Source organism: Pseudomonas sp. 10S4 (genome assembly GCF_034344865.1).
GTDB lineage: Bacteria > Pseudomonadota > Gammaproteobacteria > Pseudomonadales > Pseudomonadaceae > Aquipseudomonas.
The window spans coordinates 6,465,886-6,482,543 of the sequence record NZ_CP133774.1; the positions used below are offsets into that span (position 1 = coordinate 6,465,886).

Annotated in this window: 16 protein-coding genes and 4 pseudogenes; 10 read left to right on the forward strand and 10 right to left on the reverse strand. The window is 59.7% G+C overall.

Annotated elements, in window-relative coordinates; genetic code table 11:
- Window positions 1–57: 57 nt before the first annotated feature.
- The 3 genes and pseudogenes from RHM58_RS30165 to RHM58_RS30175 all read right to left on the reverse strand — a co-directional run.
- Window positions 58–1,059: pseudogene (locus tag RHM58_RS30165) on the reverse strand (chitinase); the annotation flags it as partial.
- 41 nt (window positions 1,060–1,100) lie between these two features.
- Window positions 1,101–1,736 (reverse strand): lytic polysaccharide monooxygenase auxiliary activity family 9 protein, encoded by a 636-nt coding sequence (locus tag RHM58_RS30170; protein WP_201257216.1) that lies wholly within the window; start codon window positions 1,734–1,736, stop codon window positions 1,101–1,103.
- A 234-nt stretch (window positions 1,737–1,970) separates the two neighbouring features.
- Entirely contained in the window at window positions 1,971–2,408 is a 438-nt protein-coding gene (locus tag RHM58_RS30175; RefSeq protein ID WP_201257217.1) for a hemerythrin domain-containing protein, read from the reverse strand.
- A 148-nt stretch (window positions 2,409–2,556) separates the two neighbouring features.
- Between RHM58_RS30175 and RHM58_RS30180 the strand changes: the two genes are divergently transcribed.
- Complete coding sequence (locus tag RHM58_RS30180; protein WP_322268993.1) at window positions 2,557–2,988, forward strand: GNAT family N-acetyltransferase; 432 nt, start codon at window positions 2,557–2,559, stop codon at window positions 2,986–2,988.
- 125 nt (window positions 2,989–3,113) lie between these two features.
- Here RHM58_RS30180 and RHM58_RS30185 read toward each other — a convergent pair whose 3' ends face one another.
- The gene (locus tag RHM58_RS30185; protein WP_201204553.1) at window positions 3,114–3,464 is read right to left on the reverse strand and encodes a hypothetical protein; all 351 of its coding nucleotides are present in this window, start codon (window positions 3,462–3,464) and stop codon (window positions 3,114–3,116) included.
- Between the two features lie 150 nt (window positions 3,465–3,614).
- Between RHM58_RS30185 and RHM58_RS30190 the strand changes: the two genes are divergently transcribed.
- The 9 genes and pseudogenes from RHM58_RS30190 (at window position 3,615) to RHM58_RS30230 (ending at window position 8,647) form a co-directional block, all read left to right on the forward strand.
- Complete coding sequence (locus RHM58_RS30190; RefSeq protein WP_054053620.1) at window positions 3,615–3,860, forward strand: hypothetical protein; 246 nt, start codon at window positions 3,615–3,617, stop codon at window positions 3,858–3,860.
- 21 nt (window positions 3,861–3,881) lie between these two features.
- Window positions 3,882–4,211, forward strand: coding sequence for a DUF6388 family protein (locus RHM58_RS30195; protein WP_201257219.1), 330 nt, complete (start codon window positions 3,882–3,884; stop codon window positions 4,209–4,211).
- Window positions 4,212–4,246: 35 nt separating this feature from the next.
- Window positions 4,247–4,951 (forward strand): YoaK family protein, encoded by a 705-nt coding sequence (locus RHM58_RS30200; protein ID WP_322268994.1) that lies wholly within the window; start codon window positions 4,247–4,249, stop codon window positions 4,949–4,951.
- A 222-nt stretch (window positions 4,952–5,173) separates the two neighbouring features.
- On the forward strand, window positions 5,174–5,566 hold the full coding sequence (tusD, locus tag RHM58_RS30205) for a sulfurtransferase complex subunit TusD (protein ID WP_201205314.1): 393 nt from the start codon (window positions 5,174–5,176) through the stop codon (window positions 5,564–5,566).
- A 1-nt stretch (window position 5,567) separates the two neighbouring features.
- A pseudogene (tusC, locus tag RHM58_RS30210) lies at window positions 5,568–5,931 on the forward strand (sulfurtransferase complex subunit TusC).
- Window positions 5,931–6,224 carry a sulfurtransferase complex subunit TusB gene (gene tusB / locus RHM58_RS30215; RefSeq protein WP_201204557.1) on the forward strand — a complete coding sequence of 98 codons (294 nt, stop codon included), beginning with the start codon at window positions 5,931–5,933 and terminating at the stop codon, window positions 6,222–6,224. The pseudogene tusC and the gene tusB overlap by 1 nt, the downstream one beginning before the upstream one ends.
- On the forward strand, window positions 6,221–6,556 hold the full coding sequence (locus tag RHM58_RS30220) for a TusE/DsrC/DsvC family sulfur relay protein (RefSeq protein ID WP_201204558.1): 336 nt from the start codon (window positions 6,221–6,223) through the stop codon (window positions 6,554–6,556). The genes tusB and RHM58_RS30220 overlap by 4 nt, the downstream gene beginning before the upstream one ends.
- Window positions 6,553–7,555: pseudogene (locus tag RHM58_RS30225) on the forward strand (glycosyl transferase family protein). Before RHM58_RS30220 ends, RHM58_RS30225 begins: the two are co-directional and overlap by 4 nt.
- Window positions 7,556–7,645: 90 nt before the next feature.
- Complete coding sequence (locus tag RHM58_RS30230) at window positions 7,646–8,647, forward strand: glutathione S-transferase family protein (RefSeq protein ID WP_322268995.1); 1,002 nt, start codon at window positions 7,646–7,648, stop codon at window positions 8,645–8,647.
- 100 nt (window positions 8,648–8,747) lie between these two features.
- On the opposite strand, the pseudogene cysG reads toward RHM58_RS30230, so the two are convergent.
- From cysG to ftsK, 6 genes and pseudogenes are all read right to left on the reverse strand, one after another.
- Window positions 8,748–10,140 (reverse strand): annotated as a pseudogene (gene cysG / locus RHM58_RS30235) (siroheme synthase CysG).
- Window positions 10,141–11,421 carry a serine--tRNA ligase gene (serS, locus tag RHM58_RS30240; RefSeq protein WP_201204564.1) on the reverse strand — a complete coding sequence of 427 codons (1,281 nt, stop codon included), beginning with the start codon at window positions 11,419–11,421 and terminating at the stop codon, window positions 10,141–10,143. It lies immediately after the preceding pseudogene.
- 15 nt (window positions 11,422–11,436) lie between these two features.
- Window positions 11,437–11,811, reverse strand: coding sequence for a fluoride efflux transporter CrcB (crcB, locus tag RHM58_RS30245; protein ID WP_201197133.1), 375 nt, complete (start codon window positions 11,809–11,811; stop codon window positions 11,437–11,439).
- The gene (locus tag RHM58_RS30250; RefSeq protein WP_322268996.1) at window positions 11,811–13,133 is read right to left on the reverse strand and encodes a replication-associated recombination protein A; all 1,323 of its coding nucleotides are present in this window, start codon (window positions 13,131–13,133) and stop codon (window positions 11,811–11,813) included. Before RHM58_RS30250 ends, crcB begins: the two co-directional genes overlap by 1 nt.
- A 235-nt stretch (window positions 13,134–13,368) precedes the next feature.
- On the reverse strand, window positions 13,369–13,992 hold the full coding sequence (gene lolA / locus RHM58_RS30255; RefSeq protein WP_201204566.1) for an outer membrane lipoprotein chaperone LolA: 624 nt from the start codon (window positions 13,990–13,992) through the stop codon (window positions 13,369–13,371).
- A 66-nt stretch (window positions 13,993–14,058) separates the two neighbouring features.
- On the reverse strand, window positions 14,059–16,464 hold the full coding sequence (gene ftsK, locus RHM58_RS30260) for a DNA translocase FtsK (RefSeq protein WP_201204567.1): 2,406 nt from the start codon (window positions 16,462–16,464) through the stop codon (window positions 14,059–14,061).
- Window positions 16,465–16,658: the final 194 nt, after the last annotated feature.

Here is a 16,658-nt window from a genome sequence, read left to right on the forward strand (position 1 = left end):
TTGGCTGGCGACTTCAGGCGCCGCGTGCTCTTCCTCGTGGGTAGAAAGCCGCTTGCCGTTGATCAACGGCCCGTAGCGACGGCTGAACTCCCAGTTGTACGGCACGTGGTCTTTGTTGACCCCGTTATCCCAGTTCACCGACCAGGTCATCAGGCCTTTGATCGAAAGCCCTTTGGCGTCGAGACGCTTGAAGGCATTCACCACTGCCGCCGGGTCGATCACGTAACCCGTGGCCGCGGCATCGACGTTGGTCGGCAAGCCGATCACGAACTTGTCCGCCGGGATTTTGGTGAACCCGCGAGTACCGCTCACCAGACTTTCGGTCAGGTAAAACAGGAAGTCCTCTTTCATCGCGTCGTTGTTTTGGGCAATCCACGCGCCAGCGCCGTTATTGGCTTCCTGCACCCAAACCCCGTCACCGCCCTGGTTGTAATACTGCGGGGCGATGAAGTCGTAATAACCTTCCAGGGCCTGGATATAGCCGACATATTTGCCGGCGGTGGTCAGGTACGGGAATTCCGGCGCCATGCTGATGATGAAGTGTTTGCCTTCACCGGCGTAATGGTCTTTGACCAGTTTCAGCGCGGCGGGCAGGACGGTCTTGTTGTCGGCGAAATCAATCGCGCTTTGTTCAAGATCGATGTCCAACCCATCGAAGCCGTAGGTTTCCACCAGCCGGATGATTTCGTTGGCCAGTGGCTGTTCGTTGCCTTTGTGCAACTCAATGTGAGCATCGGCACCGCCGAGGGAAATCAGCACCACCCTACCCTGGCTGTTCAGCACACCGACCTGGCGCCGGAACTCGGCGTCGGACAGGTTGTACGGTTTGAAGGTCGGAATGCCATTACCCTTCATGAAGGCCACGGCCACCACGTTGTAATCCTTGGGCACGTCCTGCAGCGCGATGTTGGCAAATTGGCCACGCTGGTAACCGTCACTCGGCCCGGCGGGCCAGTTATGCCAGAAGCCCATCAGGATTTTTTTGCCGGCAATGCTCGGCATCAACGAAGCAGCGTCGCTCAGTTGAGATTTCATTAACGTAAAGTCGATCTTTGACATGTTCTATTCCTTCAGAACGTGTGGGGGTTAACGCTGTCGGCTTACTTGAAGTCCACGTCGAACGCTTGATAGAAGGCGTTGCCGGTGTTGGCCACGATCCACACCAGCACGATCACGTGATGGCCGCTTTTATTGCCCGGCAATTTCACTTCGTGGTTGACCTTGGCCTTCATTTCTTCGGAATGGCTGTAGTACGGAACCTGGGTGTAGAAGTCGTCGAAAAACGATTTCGGCTCCAGTTGCGCACGGCTGATGCGCTGTTTCGGGTCCCAGCCATCCTTGGTGATAAACCAGCTGTAGCCACGAGTGACGTGGGGAGCGGTGTATTCCCAGGTGACTTTGAAGGTCTGGCCCGGCTCGACATTCAGCAGTGGCCAGGCGAACGGACGGTTGAGCTTTTTGCTCAGTTCCTCGTTGGTGAAGTTGATGCAGTCACGGGCGTCGACCTTGCCGCCACTGAGGATATAACCGTCGGCAGGTGGCACGTCGCTGGCCGTGTCGGTTTGATACGGTGCCGGGAACGGGCCGGCGACCAACGACGGGAAGTTCTTGCCACCTTCCATTTCATTGACCTGCCAGTTACCCAGCAGCCCCTGCTCGACGGCCACCGCGCCGCGGCTGGAAGGGGATGTGACACGACCGTGTCGCAGTTGTGATTGGGTCTGTGGTTTGTTCATTTTTTCACTCCATTGATTTAAGAACTCTCCTTCCTGAGGAGAGGCCTTCAACCTAACGGAGCTGCTTTTTTTGTCCACCGGCCGATTTCCCGCCCCGAGTGATGTTTGCTTGGGCAATCGCTCGCAAATACTGGATATATAACCAGTACATTGTGCCAAGTCCTACAACCTGTGTAGCAGAAGGATTACACCGCAAGGTAGCAATCGGAACCGTTCTCATCTCAGGAAGCCAGCTCAGGAAAGTTGAGCCTTGTATTCCTTCTCATATTGGCCGGCCAGGGATTCTTTCTGTTTTTCATCAAGCAGTTTGCCGGCCATCTGGAAGAACTTCTGCTCTTCTTCCTTGAGGTGGTGATGGACCTTTTCGGACAACTTTTTCGCCGTCACCAGCCACGTCGGATCAGACATCTGTGTCTCATCCAGCGTCTCCATCATTTCGTCCATTTCATGGTGTTCGGAAATGGCATGACGGCTCAGATCGACTCCGTTGTCGAACTCCATCAGCGGAATGTAGAAATACCGTTCTTCCGCGGTTTCGTGGGCCTGGAGCTCGGATTTAAGCCGTTTGTAGGCCTCGGTCCGTTCCGGGGTGTCACCGCTGGTCTGGATCAGCGCGTCGGCATAGCTGCGCTGGCGGTCGTGGCTTTCGCGCAAGGCTTCGAAAATGTTCATTGGCTATCCTCATGGCCGCGTTTTGAGTTGACGCTCTTGAGGCTAGACATCTGCGTGCAAGCGGCGGTTCCTCCCGGTGGATGGAACGCCGGTCGCTTTTCGGGATAGGCTTGGGCGTTCTCACTTCATAGCCATAAGGATGTAGCCCATGACGTTGCACGTCGAATGGTCGCCAAACCCCACCAACGAAGAGCGCGAGGCCATCCTTGCACCGTTGCGCGCCTATAACGCGGCGCAAGCCGGGCCAGCCAACCCGCAACCGTTCGCCTTACTGGTGCGCGACGACCACGGCGAGATTCTCGGCGGGCTCTACGGCCGGGTGTTTTACCAATGGTTGTTCATCGAATTACTGTCGGTACCGGAACAGGCCCGGGGACAGGGCATGGGCTCCAGGCTGATGAACATGGCCGAAGAGCTGGCCCGAGAGAAGGAATGCGTGGGGATCTGGCTCGACACCTTCGACTTCCAGGCGCCAGCGTTTTACAAGAAGCTCGGTTATAGCGAATTGGGCCACATCGCGGACTATCCGCCGGGGCACCAGCGCTTCTTCTTACAGAAACGCCTGATGAATATCGACTAAATCGCAAAACCCTGTGGGAGCGGGCTTGCTCGCGAAAGCGGCTTATCATTCAACATTGATGTCGACTGACCCGCCGCTTTCGCGAGCAAGCCCGCTCCCACAAGGGAAATGCATCAGGTCATCAATTACAAACAGGTCGCCAACGCCGCCAATCGGCGCTTGGCCACGAAATCATCGTGCTGCGCGTAGTAACTCAGCACCGTGCCGGACGCATTGCTGGACAAGTCCACAAACGATTCCGCCGAACGGGTGTAGACCGTAGAACCGCCCTTGCGGCCCGGTTGCAGGTAAGCCCCGGCATCAATCCCGAACACCGCCTCGTCCTGCCAGGCGAATTGCACGCATTGGGCAACGACTTTTTCCGGTTTGTCCGAGTTCAGGACCTTGGTCGGGGATTTGGTGCGGGAGTCATCCATCACCGAGCCCGCGCATCCCGCCAGCAGGGTTGCGGCCAGCGCCACCATCAGAATTCGCATTGTGTTCGCTCATCAAGAAAAAGCGGACTGTATCACCGTGGCGCGGCGTATCGTTCTGCTTTACTTCATTTATACCGCGACACCGCGTGACGATTCGCGCACCCTGTCGCGCAATTAACAGCGCATCACCTCTTTTTTCTGGAAAGCCACATGACACCCAACGCCGAATTTTACAAACCAACCGCCGAATATGCCGACAAGCTGATCAGCCAGATCGGTCAGACACCGTCCTGGATCGCCAAGCGAATCGGCGTTACCGACAAGCGGATTCGTTACATCCTTGATGGCGAAAGAACCGTCAAAGGCGAAACCACGCCGATCCAGATGACCTACCCCGAGCAGTTCGCCCTCGAGTGCCTGGCCGCAGCGGCCAAAGCCAAGAAGCAGTCTTCGTAACCTGACGTTCAAGGAGCGACCATGGCAGCCACCGAACAGCAACACGAGCAGGCGCTGAAGAAGTTTCTCGATGAGCGCCCGGAACTGCGTCACGAGCTCGACAACCTCAACCCGTTGCTCGCCCAGGCCAAGGGTGAAACTGCGGCCGAGTACCGCGACGAGCGCTTGCACGAAGCCTTCGAAGCCGAGGCCGAGCGCCTGGGATTGTTTGCCTGGGAGCTGACCCTGCAACTGACCGCACCCACTGCCGAGGACTACCAGACCCAGCGTCTGGAAGTGCACAAGGAAGTGGCCGAGATGGCCGGCATGGACTGGCTGGAGTATTGCGAGTTATATGGGTTGAGTAAGTGACCGTCTCTGTCGCTGCCTGAGGAAGACCTGCACCAATGCTGCCATCTGCCTCCACTCACCGCGCCAGCCCTGGCCATCTGCATATCCAGAAATGGCGCGGACGCATCGGCATGTCGCTGGTGGCTACACTTTCAGTACTCGCCGGCATGACCGACGCCATTGGCTTCATGGCCAGCGGCGACTTCGTGTCCTTCATGAGCGGTAACACCACTCGTCTCGCCGTGGCCATCAGCGATGGTGACCTCGGCCTGACCGTGCGTTTGTTGATCCTCGTGGCTACGTTTATCGTCGGCAATGCCTTGGGCATTGTCGTCAGCCGACTTGGCGGACGTCGGGCGCTGCCTTTGCTTCTGTGTATCGCCACCCTGCTCTGCGGTGCTGCCGCGTGGCCCTATGACGAGCAACTGCCGGCGCTGCTGGCAGCGATCATCTCCATGGGCATGCTCAATGCTGCGGTGGAAGAAGTGAACGGACTGCCGGTCGGCCTGACCTACGTCACCGGCGCCCTGTCGCGCTTCGGCCGTGGCCTGGGACGCTGGATGCTCGGCGAGCGGCGCAATGGCTGGCGGGTGCAGTTGATTCCCTGGAGCGGCATGTTTGCCGGCGCGATCCTCGGCGCGGTGCTGGAACACCACCTCGGGCTCAAGTCCCTGTTTGTCAGCGGCCTGCTGGCCGGGGCGGTGGGGTTGCTGTCGCTGAAGATTCCCCGGCGCTGGCAGTTGGGTTACATGCCGCGCTGAACACCGGTTGCCCCCGATCCCTGTAGGAGCTGCCGAACGCGGCCCGAGCCTTCGGCAGCTCCTACAGGGTGTTGTGTTGATCACTAAACCGTGGCTAGACGCAGATCGAATGTGGGAGCGAGCTTGCTCGCGATGGCAGCACCTCGGTCCACGGCTAATCGCCCTTCGCCGCCCCGCCGATAAAGCTTTATCATGGCCGCAGTTTTGCTGATCGAGTCCGTCATGAAGTTCGCCATCGCGCTGTTTTCCGCCGCCCATGCGCCCTCCTCGCGCCGTGCCTTGCTGTTCGCCCAGGCCGCGCTGGCCGGCGGGCATGAGATTGTCCGGCTGTTTTTCTATCAGGACGGCGTCTACAACGCGTCCGGCAGCGTCGTCACGCCCCAGGACGAGCAGGACTTGCCCAAGCAATGGCGCGCCTTTGTTGCCGAGCATCAACTGGACGGCGTCGTCTGCATCGCCGCTGCCCTGCGGCGTGGGGTGTTGAACGAAGAGGAAGCCAAGCGCTATCAGCGCGAAGCAGTGGCAGTCGGTGCGCCGTGGGAATTGTCCGGCCTCGGCCAACTGCATGACGCAGTACAAGACGCCGACCGACTGATCTGTTTTGGAGGCGCGTGACATGCCTAAATCCTTGCTGATGATCAGCCGCCAGGCGCCGTGGTCCGGGCCGAACGCGCGGGAAGCGCTGGACATCGTGCTGGCCGGCGGCGCGTTCGACTTGCCGATCGGCCTGCTGTTTCTCGATGACGGGGTTTTCCAACTCGCGTCGAAACAGGACGCCAAGGTCCTGCAGCAAAAAGACCTGAGCGCCAACCTGCAAGCGTTGCCGATGTTTGGTGTCGAAGAGCTGTTTGTTTGCGCCGACAGTGGCCGCCGAGCGCGGCCTCGACCCGACAGCATTGTCGCTGGAAGAAGTCCAGGCACTGACCGCCAAAGAAATCACCGCCCTTATTGACCGTTACGACCAGGTGATCACCCTCTGATGTCGACTCTGCATGTGTTGTCTCATTCCCCGTTTGGCGACGATCGCCTGACCAGTTGCCTGCGTGTAATCGGCGCTGACGACGCGCTGCTGCTGTCTGGCGACGCGGCTTATGCCTTGCAGCCAGGCACCGCGCCGTTCAACGCATTGAGCATTCGTGGCCTGAAACTGTTCGTACTGGTTGAAGACGCCCAGGCTCGCGCGCTCCCAGTGCCCGATTGGGCCCAAGCCATCGACTACCCGTCCTTCGTCGAACTGTCGATTCACTACGACAAGGTCAACAGTTGGCTATGAACTCCCTGACCGTCGGCGCCCGCGCCATCGAGCTGGACAAGGATGGTTTCCTGGTCGATCTGAGCGACTGGAGCCTGGATGTAGCCAGCGCCCTAGCGGCCGCCGAAGACCTCGAGCTGAGCCCCGAGCATGTGGAAATCCTCGAATTGCTGCGCAGTTTCTACGCTGAATTCCAGCTGTCCCCGGCCACACGCCCGCTGATCAAATACACCGCGTTGAAACTCGGCCCGGAAAAAGGCAACAGCCTGCACCTGAACCGACTGTTCAAAGGCACCCCTGCCAAACTCGCCGCAAAACTGGCGGGCCTGCCCAAACCGACGAATTGCTTATGACCGACTACCCAGCACTGACCCTCGAAACGCCCGCCGAGCATCCGTTCGCTCAGTTCGTGCGGATCCTCGGCAAAGGCAAACGCGGCGCCCGCGACCTGACTCGTGAGGAAGCCCGGCAGGCCATGGGCTTCGTTCTGGACGACAAGGTCGAAGACACCCAGCTCGGCGCGTTTTTGATGCTGTTGCGACACAAAGAAGAAAGCGCCGAGGAGATGGCGGGGTTTACCGAAGCCCTTCGTGAACGCTTGAAGGCTCCGGCTTTAAATGTCGATCTGGACTGGCCGACCTACGCCGGCAAGAAGCGTCATCTGCCGTGGTATCTGCTGGCGGCCAAGTGCCTGGCGCAGAACGGCGTGCGGATTTTTATGCACGGCGGCGGCGCGCACACGGCAGGTCGGCTGTACAGCGAGCAACTGCTGGAAGAACTGAAAATCCCCTTGTGCCGCAACTGGCAGCAGGTCGGCGAAGCGCTGGATAACGGCGGCCTGGCATTCATGCCGTTGGTGGATTGGGCGCCACAACTTCAGCGCATGATCGACCTGCGCAACACCCTGGGCCTGCGCTCACCCATCCACTCCCTCACGCGGATTCTCAATCCGTTGAGTGCGCGCTGTGGCCTGCAAAGCATTTTCCACCCCGGCTACCAAGCCGTGCATCGCGATGCCAGCGGCTTGCTCGGTGATACGGCAATTGTGGTCAAGGGCGACGGCGGCGAAATAGAGATCAACCCGGACGCCGACAGTCACTTGTACGGCACCACCGGCGGCGAAAGCTGGGATGAGGAATGGCCGCAACTGTCGGCACAGCGCCACGTCAAACCGGCGACGCTCGATCCTGAACACATGAAGGCCGTGTGGCGTGGCGATGTGGTCGACAGCTATCCGCAAATGGCGCTGATTTCGACCATGGCCCTGGCCTTGCGTCGGCCTCGGCCAGACCCGCGAGCAAGCCTTCGAAACCGCCCAGCAATACTGGGACGCCCGGGACAAATCGATTTAACCGATCATAACTGCCCAACCTTTGCGCTTTTTGTTCGAACTCATGGGCATAGACTCCTCTCCAACGCTTATTGGTTAAGGAGTCTTGAACATGGGTTTGTTAGTTGAAGGCCGCTGGCAAGACCAGTGGTATGAAAGCAGCAAGGACGGCGCGTTCCAACGTGAACAAGCGCAGCGCCGCAACTGGCTGACCGCCGACGGCAAGCCAGGCCCGTCCGGTGTCGGTGGCTTTGCGGCCGAAGCCGGTCGCTATCACCTTTATGTGTCCCTGGCTTGCCCGTGGGCCCATCGCACGCTGATCCTGCGCAAACTCAAAGGCCTCGACAACCTGATCGATGTGTCGGTGGTCAGTTGGCTGATGCTGGAAAACGGCTGGACCTTCGACCAGAACCTCGGCTCCACCGGCGACAAACTCGATCACTTCAATTTCATGCACCAACGCTACACCGCCGATACCGCCAACTACACCGGCCGCGTCACCGTGCCGGTGCTCTGGGACAAACAGCAGAAACGCATCGTCAACAATGAATCGGCGGAAATCATCCGCATGTTCAACAGCGCCTTCGATGACCTGACCGGCAATGATCTGGATTTCTATCCGGCGCCGCTGCGGGGCGAGATCGATGCGTTAAATGAACGGATTTATCCGGCGGTGAACAACGGCGTGTACCGCGCCGGGTTTGCCACATCGCAGACCGCTTATGAAGAAGCGTTCGATGATGTGTTTGCCGAGCTGGATCGGCTGGAGCTGCTGTTAGACAAGAACCGCTACCTGGTCGGTGAATACCTGACGGAAGCGGACATTCGGTTGTTCACCACGCTGATCCGCTTCGATGCGGTGTATTACGGGCACTTCAAGTGCAACCTGCGGCGAATAGCCGATTATCCGAACCTGTCGAACTGGTTGCGGGAAATGTATCAGTGGCCAGGGATTGCCGAGACGGTGGATTTTGAGCACATCAAGCATCACTACTACGGCAGCCACAAGACCATTAACCCGACGGGGATTGTGCCGAAAGGGCCGGCGCAGGACTTTACCGCGGCGCATGATCGGGCGCGGTTGAGTGGGAAAGGGGTTTGGCAGAAGCGTTAAGATCAAAAGATCGCAGCCTTCGGCAGCTCCTACATGGGATTGCGTAACCCTGTAGGAGCTGCCGAAGGCTGCGATCTTTTTCCAACAGGCGACGCAGAAATCAGACTTGCGCCTGAGCCCCCTCGAACCACGCCAGTTTCTCGCGCAATTGCACCACTTCCCCAACAATCACCAATGTCGGCGCATGCACTTCATGCTCCGCCACCAGTCGTGGCAAATCAGCCAACGTACCGGTAAACACCCGCTGATTGACCGTGGTGCCCTGCTGAATCAACGCCGCCGGGGTATCCGCCCCGCGACCATGCTTGATCAACTGCTCGCAGATGATCGGCAAGCCCACCAGCCCCATGTAAAACACCAGGGTTTGCGCCGGGGCGACCAGGTCGGCCCACGGCAAATCGGTGGAACCATCCTTCAGGTGGCCGGTGACGAACCGCACCGACTGCGCGTAATCACGGTGAGTCAGCGGAATCCCGGCATACGCCGCGCAACCGCTAGCCGCCGTAATGCCCGGCACGACCTGGAACGGAATGCCATGGGCCGCCAGTTCTTCGATCTCTTCACCGCCACGACCGAAGATGAACGGATCACCCCCTTGAGCCGCACCACGCGCTTGCCAGCCTTGGCCAGATCCACCAATTGCTGGTTGATCTGATCCTGCGGCACAGCGTGATCGGCGCGACGCTTGCCGACGTAAACCCGCTCAGCATCGCGACGACACAAATCCAGAATTGCCGGCGCGACCAGCCGGTCGTAGAGCACCACATCGGCTTGCTGCATCAGCCGCAACGCACGGAAGGTCAGTAGGTCCGGATCGCCCGGCCCGGCGCCGACCAAATACACTTCACCGGTTTTTTCGGCGGCTCGCCAGCGATTTTCGCCAGCAGCAAGCGCTCGGCTTCAGCGCCCTGCCCGGCCAGTTGCCGATCGGCAATCGGGCCCTGGAAAACATCCTCCCAGAACGACCGACGCTGCTGCACATCCGGAAGCAGGTTTTTGACCTGAGTACGAAAGCGCGCCGCCAGGCCGGCCAGTTGACCGTAGGTGGAAGGAATCCAGGTTTCGATTTTGGCCCGGATCAGCCGCGCCAGCACCGGCGCATCGCCGCCGCTGGAGATGGCAACGATCAGCGGGGAACGGTCGACAATCGCCGGGAAAATCACGCTGCACAGGGCGGGCGCATCCACTACGTTGACCGGCACGCAACGCCGATGAGCGTCGGCGGAGACTTGCGCATTCAGCGGCTCGTCGTCGGTGGCGGCAATGATCAGCCCGCAACCGTCCAGGTCCGCCTCGACGTAGCCACGCACCAGGCACTCGCCACCGCTACCGACAACCAGCTCGCGCAATTGCGGTTCGATTTCAGGTGCGACCACCCGCAGCAGCGCACCGGCTTCGGCCAGCAGGCGGGATTTGCGCAAGGCAATCTCCCCGCCGCCGACGACCAACACACGACTGCCGCGCAGGTTATGAAACAGCGGCAGATAGTCCATTTAGCCGATGACCTCAAGGCCACCCATGTACGGCTTCAGTACGGCTGGCACACGGATCGAACCGTCGGCCTGCTGGTAGTTTTCCAGCACGGCCACCAGGGTACGACCGACCGCCAGGCCGGAACCGTTCAGGGTGTGAACCAGTTCAGGCTTGCCGGTTTCCGGGTTACGGAAGCGCGCTTGCATACGACGGGCCTGGAAATCGCCGCAGTTGGAGCACGACGAAATTTCACGGTACTTGTCCTGGCTCGGAATCCACACTTCCAGGTCGTAAGTCTTGACCGCGCTGAAGCCCATGTCGCCAGTGCACAGCGCCAGGGTGCGATACGGCAGTTCCAGCAATTGCAGGACTTTCTCCGCGTTGGCGGTCAGGCCTTCCAGCGCCTCCATAGAGGTCGATGGCTCAACGATCTGGACCATTTCGACCTTGTCGAACTGGTGCTGGCGGATCATGCCGCGAGTGTCACGACCCGACGCGCCGGCTTCGCTGCGAAAGCACGGCGTGTGGGCAACGAACTTGATCGGCAGCAGTTTCGAATCGAGGATTTCGCCAGCGACGATGTTGGTCAGCGACACTTCAGCCGTCGGGATCAGGTACAGATCGGCTTCGCCTTCGCGAGTGATCTTGAACAGGTCTTCTTCGAACTTCGGCAACTGGCCGGTGCCTTGCAAGGCCGGCGCTTGAACCAGGTAAGGCGTGTAGGCCTCTTCGTAACCGTGTTCGGTGGTGTGCAGGTTGATCATGAACTGCGCGAGTGCGCGGTGCAGACGGGCGATCGGGCCGCGCAACAGGGCGAAACGCGCGCCGGACAGCTTGGCGGCAGTTTCGAAGTCCAGCCAGCCGAACTTCTCGCCCAGGGCCACGTGGTCCTGAACCGGGAAATCGAACGCGGTCGGGGTGCCCCAGCGGCGCACTTCGACGTTGCCGTCTTCGTCAGCGCCGATCGGCACGGATTCGTGCGGCAGGTTCGGGATGCCGAGCAGGATCGAATCCAGGTCGGTCTGGATCTGGTCCAGTTCAACCTTGCCGGCGCTCAACTCGCTGGCCATGCGCTCGACGTCAGCCATCAACGGCGCGATGTCTTCACCGCGTTGTTTGGCCTGACCGATGGATTTTGAGCGCGCATTACGTTCAGCCTGCAGTGCTTCAGTGCGGGTCTGGACGGTCTTGCGCTGTTCTTCCAGCGCTTCGATGCGCGCAACATCCAGCACAAAGCCACGGGATGCCAGGCGGTCCGCTACGTCCTGAAGGTTGCTACGTAACAGTTTGGAATCGAGCATGTCGGTCTCTCGTTATCAAAGTTTGGTCAGGGACAGGCCGGCCCAGGTGGCGAGCAGCCCGCCGAATACGCTGATGGCCAGATAACCGAAGGCTATCGGTGCCTGCCCGCTTTCCAGCAAGCGCAACGTATCCAGAGAAAAGGATGAAAAAGTCGTCAGACCGCCCACAAAACCGACGATCAGGCCGGCGCGGATTTCGATTGGTACTTCCGGGCGCGTCAGAAACAGCCCATACAGCAAACCGATAATCAGGCAGCCCACCAGATTGACGGCCAGGGTCGCCGCATAAAAATGCCGCGGCCAATTGGCGCTGACCCAAGTGCTGGTTGCGAAACGCAGTAATGTACCAGCGATACCGGCCACGGACACCGCAAGAATCGTTCGAATCACTATTTTCTCCGCTGCCGGGGGCTGAGTCGGTCAAGTTGGGCGAGGTGGTTAAGCTTTTCGCCGATTTTCAGTTCCAGGCCTCGCGGCACCGGTTGATAGAACGGTTGCGGGTCGAGCTCTTCCGGGAAGTAGTCTTCACCAGCCGCGTAGGCGTCCGGTTCATCATGGGCATAACGGTATTCATCGCCGTAACCCAATTGCTTCATCAGCTTGGTCGGTGCGTTGCGCAGGTGCAGCGGCACTTCAAGGGAACCGTGTTCGGCGGCGCTGCGCAGCGCGGCTTTGAACCCCATGTACACCGCGTTGCTTTTCGGCGCGCAAGCCAGATAGGTGATGGCCTGGGCCACCGCCAACTCGCCTTCCGGGCTGCCGAGCCGTTCCTGCACTTCCCACGCCGCCAGACACAGGCTCAGGGCGCGAGGGTCGGCGTTGCCGATGTCTTCGCTGGCCATGCGCACCACGCGCCGGGCCAGGTACAACGGATCGCAACCGCCGTCGATCATGCGGGCAAACCAGTACAGCGCGCCGTCGGGGTTGGAGCCACGTACGGATTTATGCAGCGCGGAAATCTGGTCGTAGAAGGCTTCGCCACCCTTGTCGAAACGCCGACGGGTATCGCCGAGCAGACTTTGCAGCAGATCGACGCCGATCTCGCTGCTGTCTTCGGCCAGGTCCGAGGCGTTTTCCAGCAGGTTGAGCAGGCGTCGGCCATCGCCATCAGCAGCGGACAGCAACATCTGAAAGCCTTCATCGCTGAGGGTCAGTTGCCGCTTGCCCAGGCCACGTTCTTCAGTGAGTGCACGGTGCACCAGTTTGCGCAGCGCGGCCTCGTCGAGGCTTTTGAGCACGTAAACACGAGCCCGGGAGAGCAAGGCGTTGTTGAGTTCGAAGGACGGGTTTTCGGTGGTCGCACCGATGAAAATCAGCGTGCCGTCTTCCACATACGGCAGAAAGGCGTCCTGCTGGGATTTGTTGAAGCGGTGTACTTCATCGACAAACAGGATCGTGCGCTTGCCGTACTGCCCGGCCTGCTGCTTGGCGATTTCCACCGCCTGACGGATTTCCTTCACACCGGCAAGCACCGCCGAAACCGTTTCGAAGTGCGCATCCGAGACTTCCGCCAGCAACCGCGCCAGGGTGGTTTTACCTACCCCCGGCGGGCCCCAAAAGATCATCGAATGCAGGGCCCCCTGCTCCAGGGCTTCGCGCAAAGGCTTGCCGCGAGCGAGCAGGTGTTCCTGACCGACGTACTCATCCAGATTGGCCGCACGCAAACGGGCGGCCAAGGGCTGAGCAATCGGGGCACTGCGAAACAGGTCCATCACGTAAGGTTCAAACCTCGCTTTATGACATTGCTCTCAAGTCTGGCGAAAATCCTGTGACAAGAGCGACTTACCTGTGGCGAGGGGGCTTGCCCCCGCTCGACTGCGAAGCAGTCGTAAAACCATCGCATGCGGTGTTTTTTGAAAAACCGCGGATGCAGGTTTTAGGGCCGCCTCGCAACCCAACGGGGGCAAGCCCCTCGCCACACAAGCCCGCTCCCACAGGTCCTGGTGTTTATTCCTGGATCACGTCCGCCCCTTTAGGGATGTCGAACTTGAACTTGGACGCCGGGATCGGCTCGTTGGCCTTCACGCCGGTGAACAGGATATTGGTGCGCTGGCCGACGCTGTCGATCAGTTGCATGTCATTGACCAGGCCATTGCGGAACGACAGGCGCAGGCTGTCGAACAGGGTGTCCTTGGTTTTCGGCTTCAGGGTGAAGTCGATCACGCCGCCGGCTTCCTTGGCACTGATATCGAAGCTCTGGCTGATCTTGGACACGTCACCGGACAACAGCAGCGCCGGGGTCTGGGTCAGGCGCAGGTCGAGGTTCTTGATGGTGACCTGTTCCAGGTCCGGGTCCCACAGGGTGACCTTCTTGCCGTCGGAAACCATGGTTTGTTCAGCCGGCGCATTGGTGTGCCAGTAGAACAGGCCCGGACGCTGCAGCGACATGTCACCGGCGGTTTCCTGCAACTGGGTGCCGCTGCCATCGAGGGTCAACTGGGAGAAGTGTGCGGTCAGGGTCTTGGATGTTTCGAGCAATTGGGTCAGACGCGCCACGTCCTTGTCATCGGCGTGGGCCGAGAGTGTGGTCAAAGCCAGAACCGGCAGCAACAGCATGCGGATAAGACGCATGGGAGTCCTCTTGATATTCGTGGGAGTTGCGGAGGCGCGTCATTGCGCCACCCTTTTCAATTCAAATCAGTCGCGCACCGGGCCAGGGGCCAGGACTTCGCGCGAACCGTTGGTGTTCATGGACGTCACGACCCCGGCCATTTCCATGGCCTCGATCATGCGCGCGGCGCGGTTGTAGCCGATTTTCAGCTTGCGCTGAACCGCCGAAATCGACGCCCGACGACTTTCCAGCACGAACTGCACGGCTTCGTCGTAGAGCGCATCGGATTCACTGTCATCATCGCCACCGCTGCCGCCTTCAAAACCACTACCGGGCTCTTCGACACCGGCCAGGATCTCGTCGTTGTATTCCGGTGCCCCGCGCAGTTTCCAGGCCTCGACCACCCGGTGAACCTCCTCATCGGAGACGAACGCGCCATGGACACGGATAGGCAGGCTGGTGCCTGGCGGCATGTAGAGCATGTCACCGTGGCCCAGCAGTTGCTCGGCACCGCCCTGGTCGATGATGGTCCGGGAATCGATCTTGCTCGATACCTGGAACGCCATACGGGTCGGAATGTTGGCCTTGATCAGACCGGTGATCACGTCAACCGACGGACGCTGGGTCGCAAGGATCAAGTGGATCCCGGCCGCACGGGCCTTCTGGGCGATACGGGCGATCAGTTCTTCAACCTTTTTGCCGACGATCATCATCATGTCGGCGAATTCGTCCACCACCACGACGATGGTCGGCAACTTGTGCAGCAGCGGCGCTTCGTCGTGGATGCTTTCACGCTTGTACAGCGGGTCGGCCAGCGGCGTGCCAGCTTCCTCGGCATCCTTGACCTTCTGGTTGAAGCCCGACAGGTTACGCACACCCATCTTCGCCATCAGTTTGTAGCGACGCTCCATCTCCGCCACGCTCCAGCGCAGGGCGTTGGCCGCGTCCTTCATGTCGGTGACCACGGGGCAGAGCAAGTGCGGAATGCCTTCGTAGATCGACAGCTCAAGCATTTTCGGGTCAATCATGATCAGCTTGGCGTCTTCCGGGCCGGACTTGAACAGGATCGACAGGATCATCGCGTTCACACCCACCGACTTACCGGAACCGGTGGTACCGGCCACCAGCAAGTGAGGCATTTTCGCCAGGTCAGTGATGACCGGCTTGCCGCCAATGTCGTGGCCGAGGGCCAGGGTCACCGGGGATTTGAAGTTGTCGTATTCGGGCGACGACAGCACTTCGGAGAAGCGCACGATCTGCCGGTCTTCGTTAGGAATCTCGATACCGACCGTGGTCTTGCCCGGAATCACTTCAACCACCCGCACACTGGTTACAGCCAGCGAACGCGCCAGGTCTTTGGCCAGGTTGGAAATGCGGCTGACCTTGACGCCGGCTGCCGGCTGGATTTCGTAACGGGTAATCACCGGGCCTGGGTGAATCGAATCCACGGTGACTTCGACGCCGAACTCCTTGAGCTTGATTTCCAGCAAGTGGCCAACCGCAGCCAGGGATTCAGGCGAGTAATTGAGTTGTTTCTTTTCCGCCGGATCGAGAATCGAGATCGGCGGCAAGGTGCCTTCCACGGCGCTGTCGACGAACAACGGCGCCTGTTTCTCTTTCTGTACGCGCTTGCTTGGCTCGGGCGCCTTGATCGGAGCCGGGGCGATGACCGGCGGCACCTGTTTCTCGCGTTCGGACATGTGCTTGCTCAGCGCCTGCTCGCGTTCGATCAGGCGTTCCTTGACCTTGGCCTGCTCGCGCTTGTCGGTGACGGTCGGCGCCACCACGTCGTGGACGCGGTCATCGACTTCACGCAACTGGGCGACCAGTTGCTTGCGTTCGGTACGCGCAGACCACCAGCGATTAGCCGCGCCTTGGAACAGTTCAAACAAGTCGAGTGTAATTTTGCCCGTGACGTCCATCACCTTGAACCACGACAGGTCGGTGAACACCGTCAGGCCGAACAGGAACAGCGCGATGAACAGCAGCGTGCTGCCCTGGATGTTCAGGGCATTTTTGGCCAGGTCGCCAAGGCTTTCGCCCAACGCGCCGCCAGCGCCAGCCGGCAAGCCGGTCGCTGCATGGAAATGGATGTGGGCCAGGGCCGCGCCCGACAGCACCAGGAAGACCAAACCGATCAGGCGCCAGGAGAACAGCCAACCGCTCCACTGCCACGGTTCGTGACGTTGACGGAAGATCTGGTAGATCTTGACCGCCAGTAACAGCGGGAAGATGTAGGCGAAGTAACCGAGCACCATGAACAGGATATCGGCACTGTAGGAGCCAACCGGCCCGCCGAAGTTCTGCACATCGTCGATCTTGCTGTTGTGGCTCCAGCCCGGATCGTCCTTGCCATAGGTCAACAAGGCCATCATCAGGAACAGGCACAAGGCACCGATGGCGATCAGCGCACCTTCCTTGAGTCGGTAGTGCAAATGCTGGCGCCAGAGCGGAACGACGGCTGGTTTAGGTGCTGCGGTGGATTTCTTCAAAACGCTTCTATTCCTGCGCCAATGGCGCGTCCATCTGTTGAATGACTATAAAAACTGCCCAATCCAGGCAGGTAAAAAAGTTAACAGGCGCAACTGGGACTACTTTTAACACTGCACCCCGGTGTTTCAAAACAGGGCATGCACAGCTTTTTTGATACAAGCGCTGTTACAAGCCGGCATTGTACGGGTTTGTT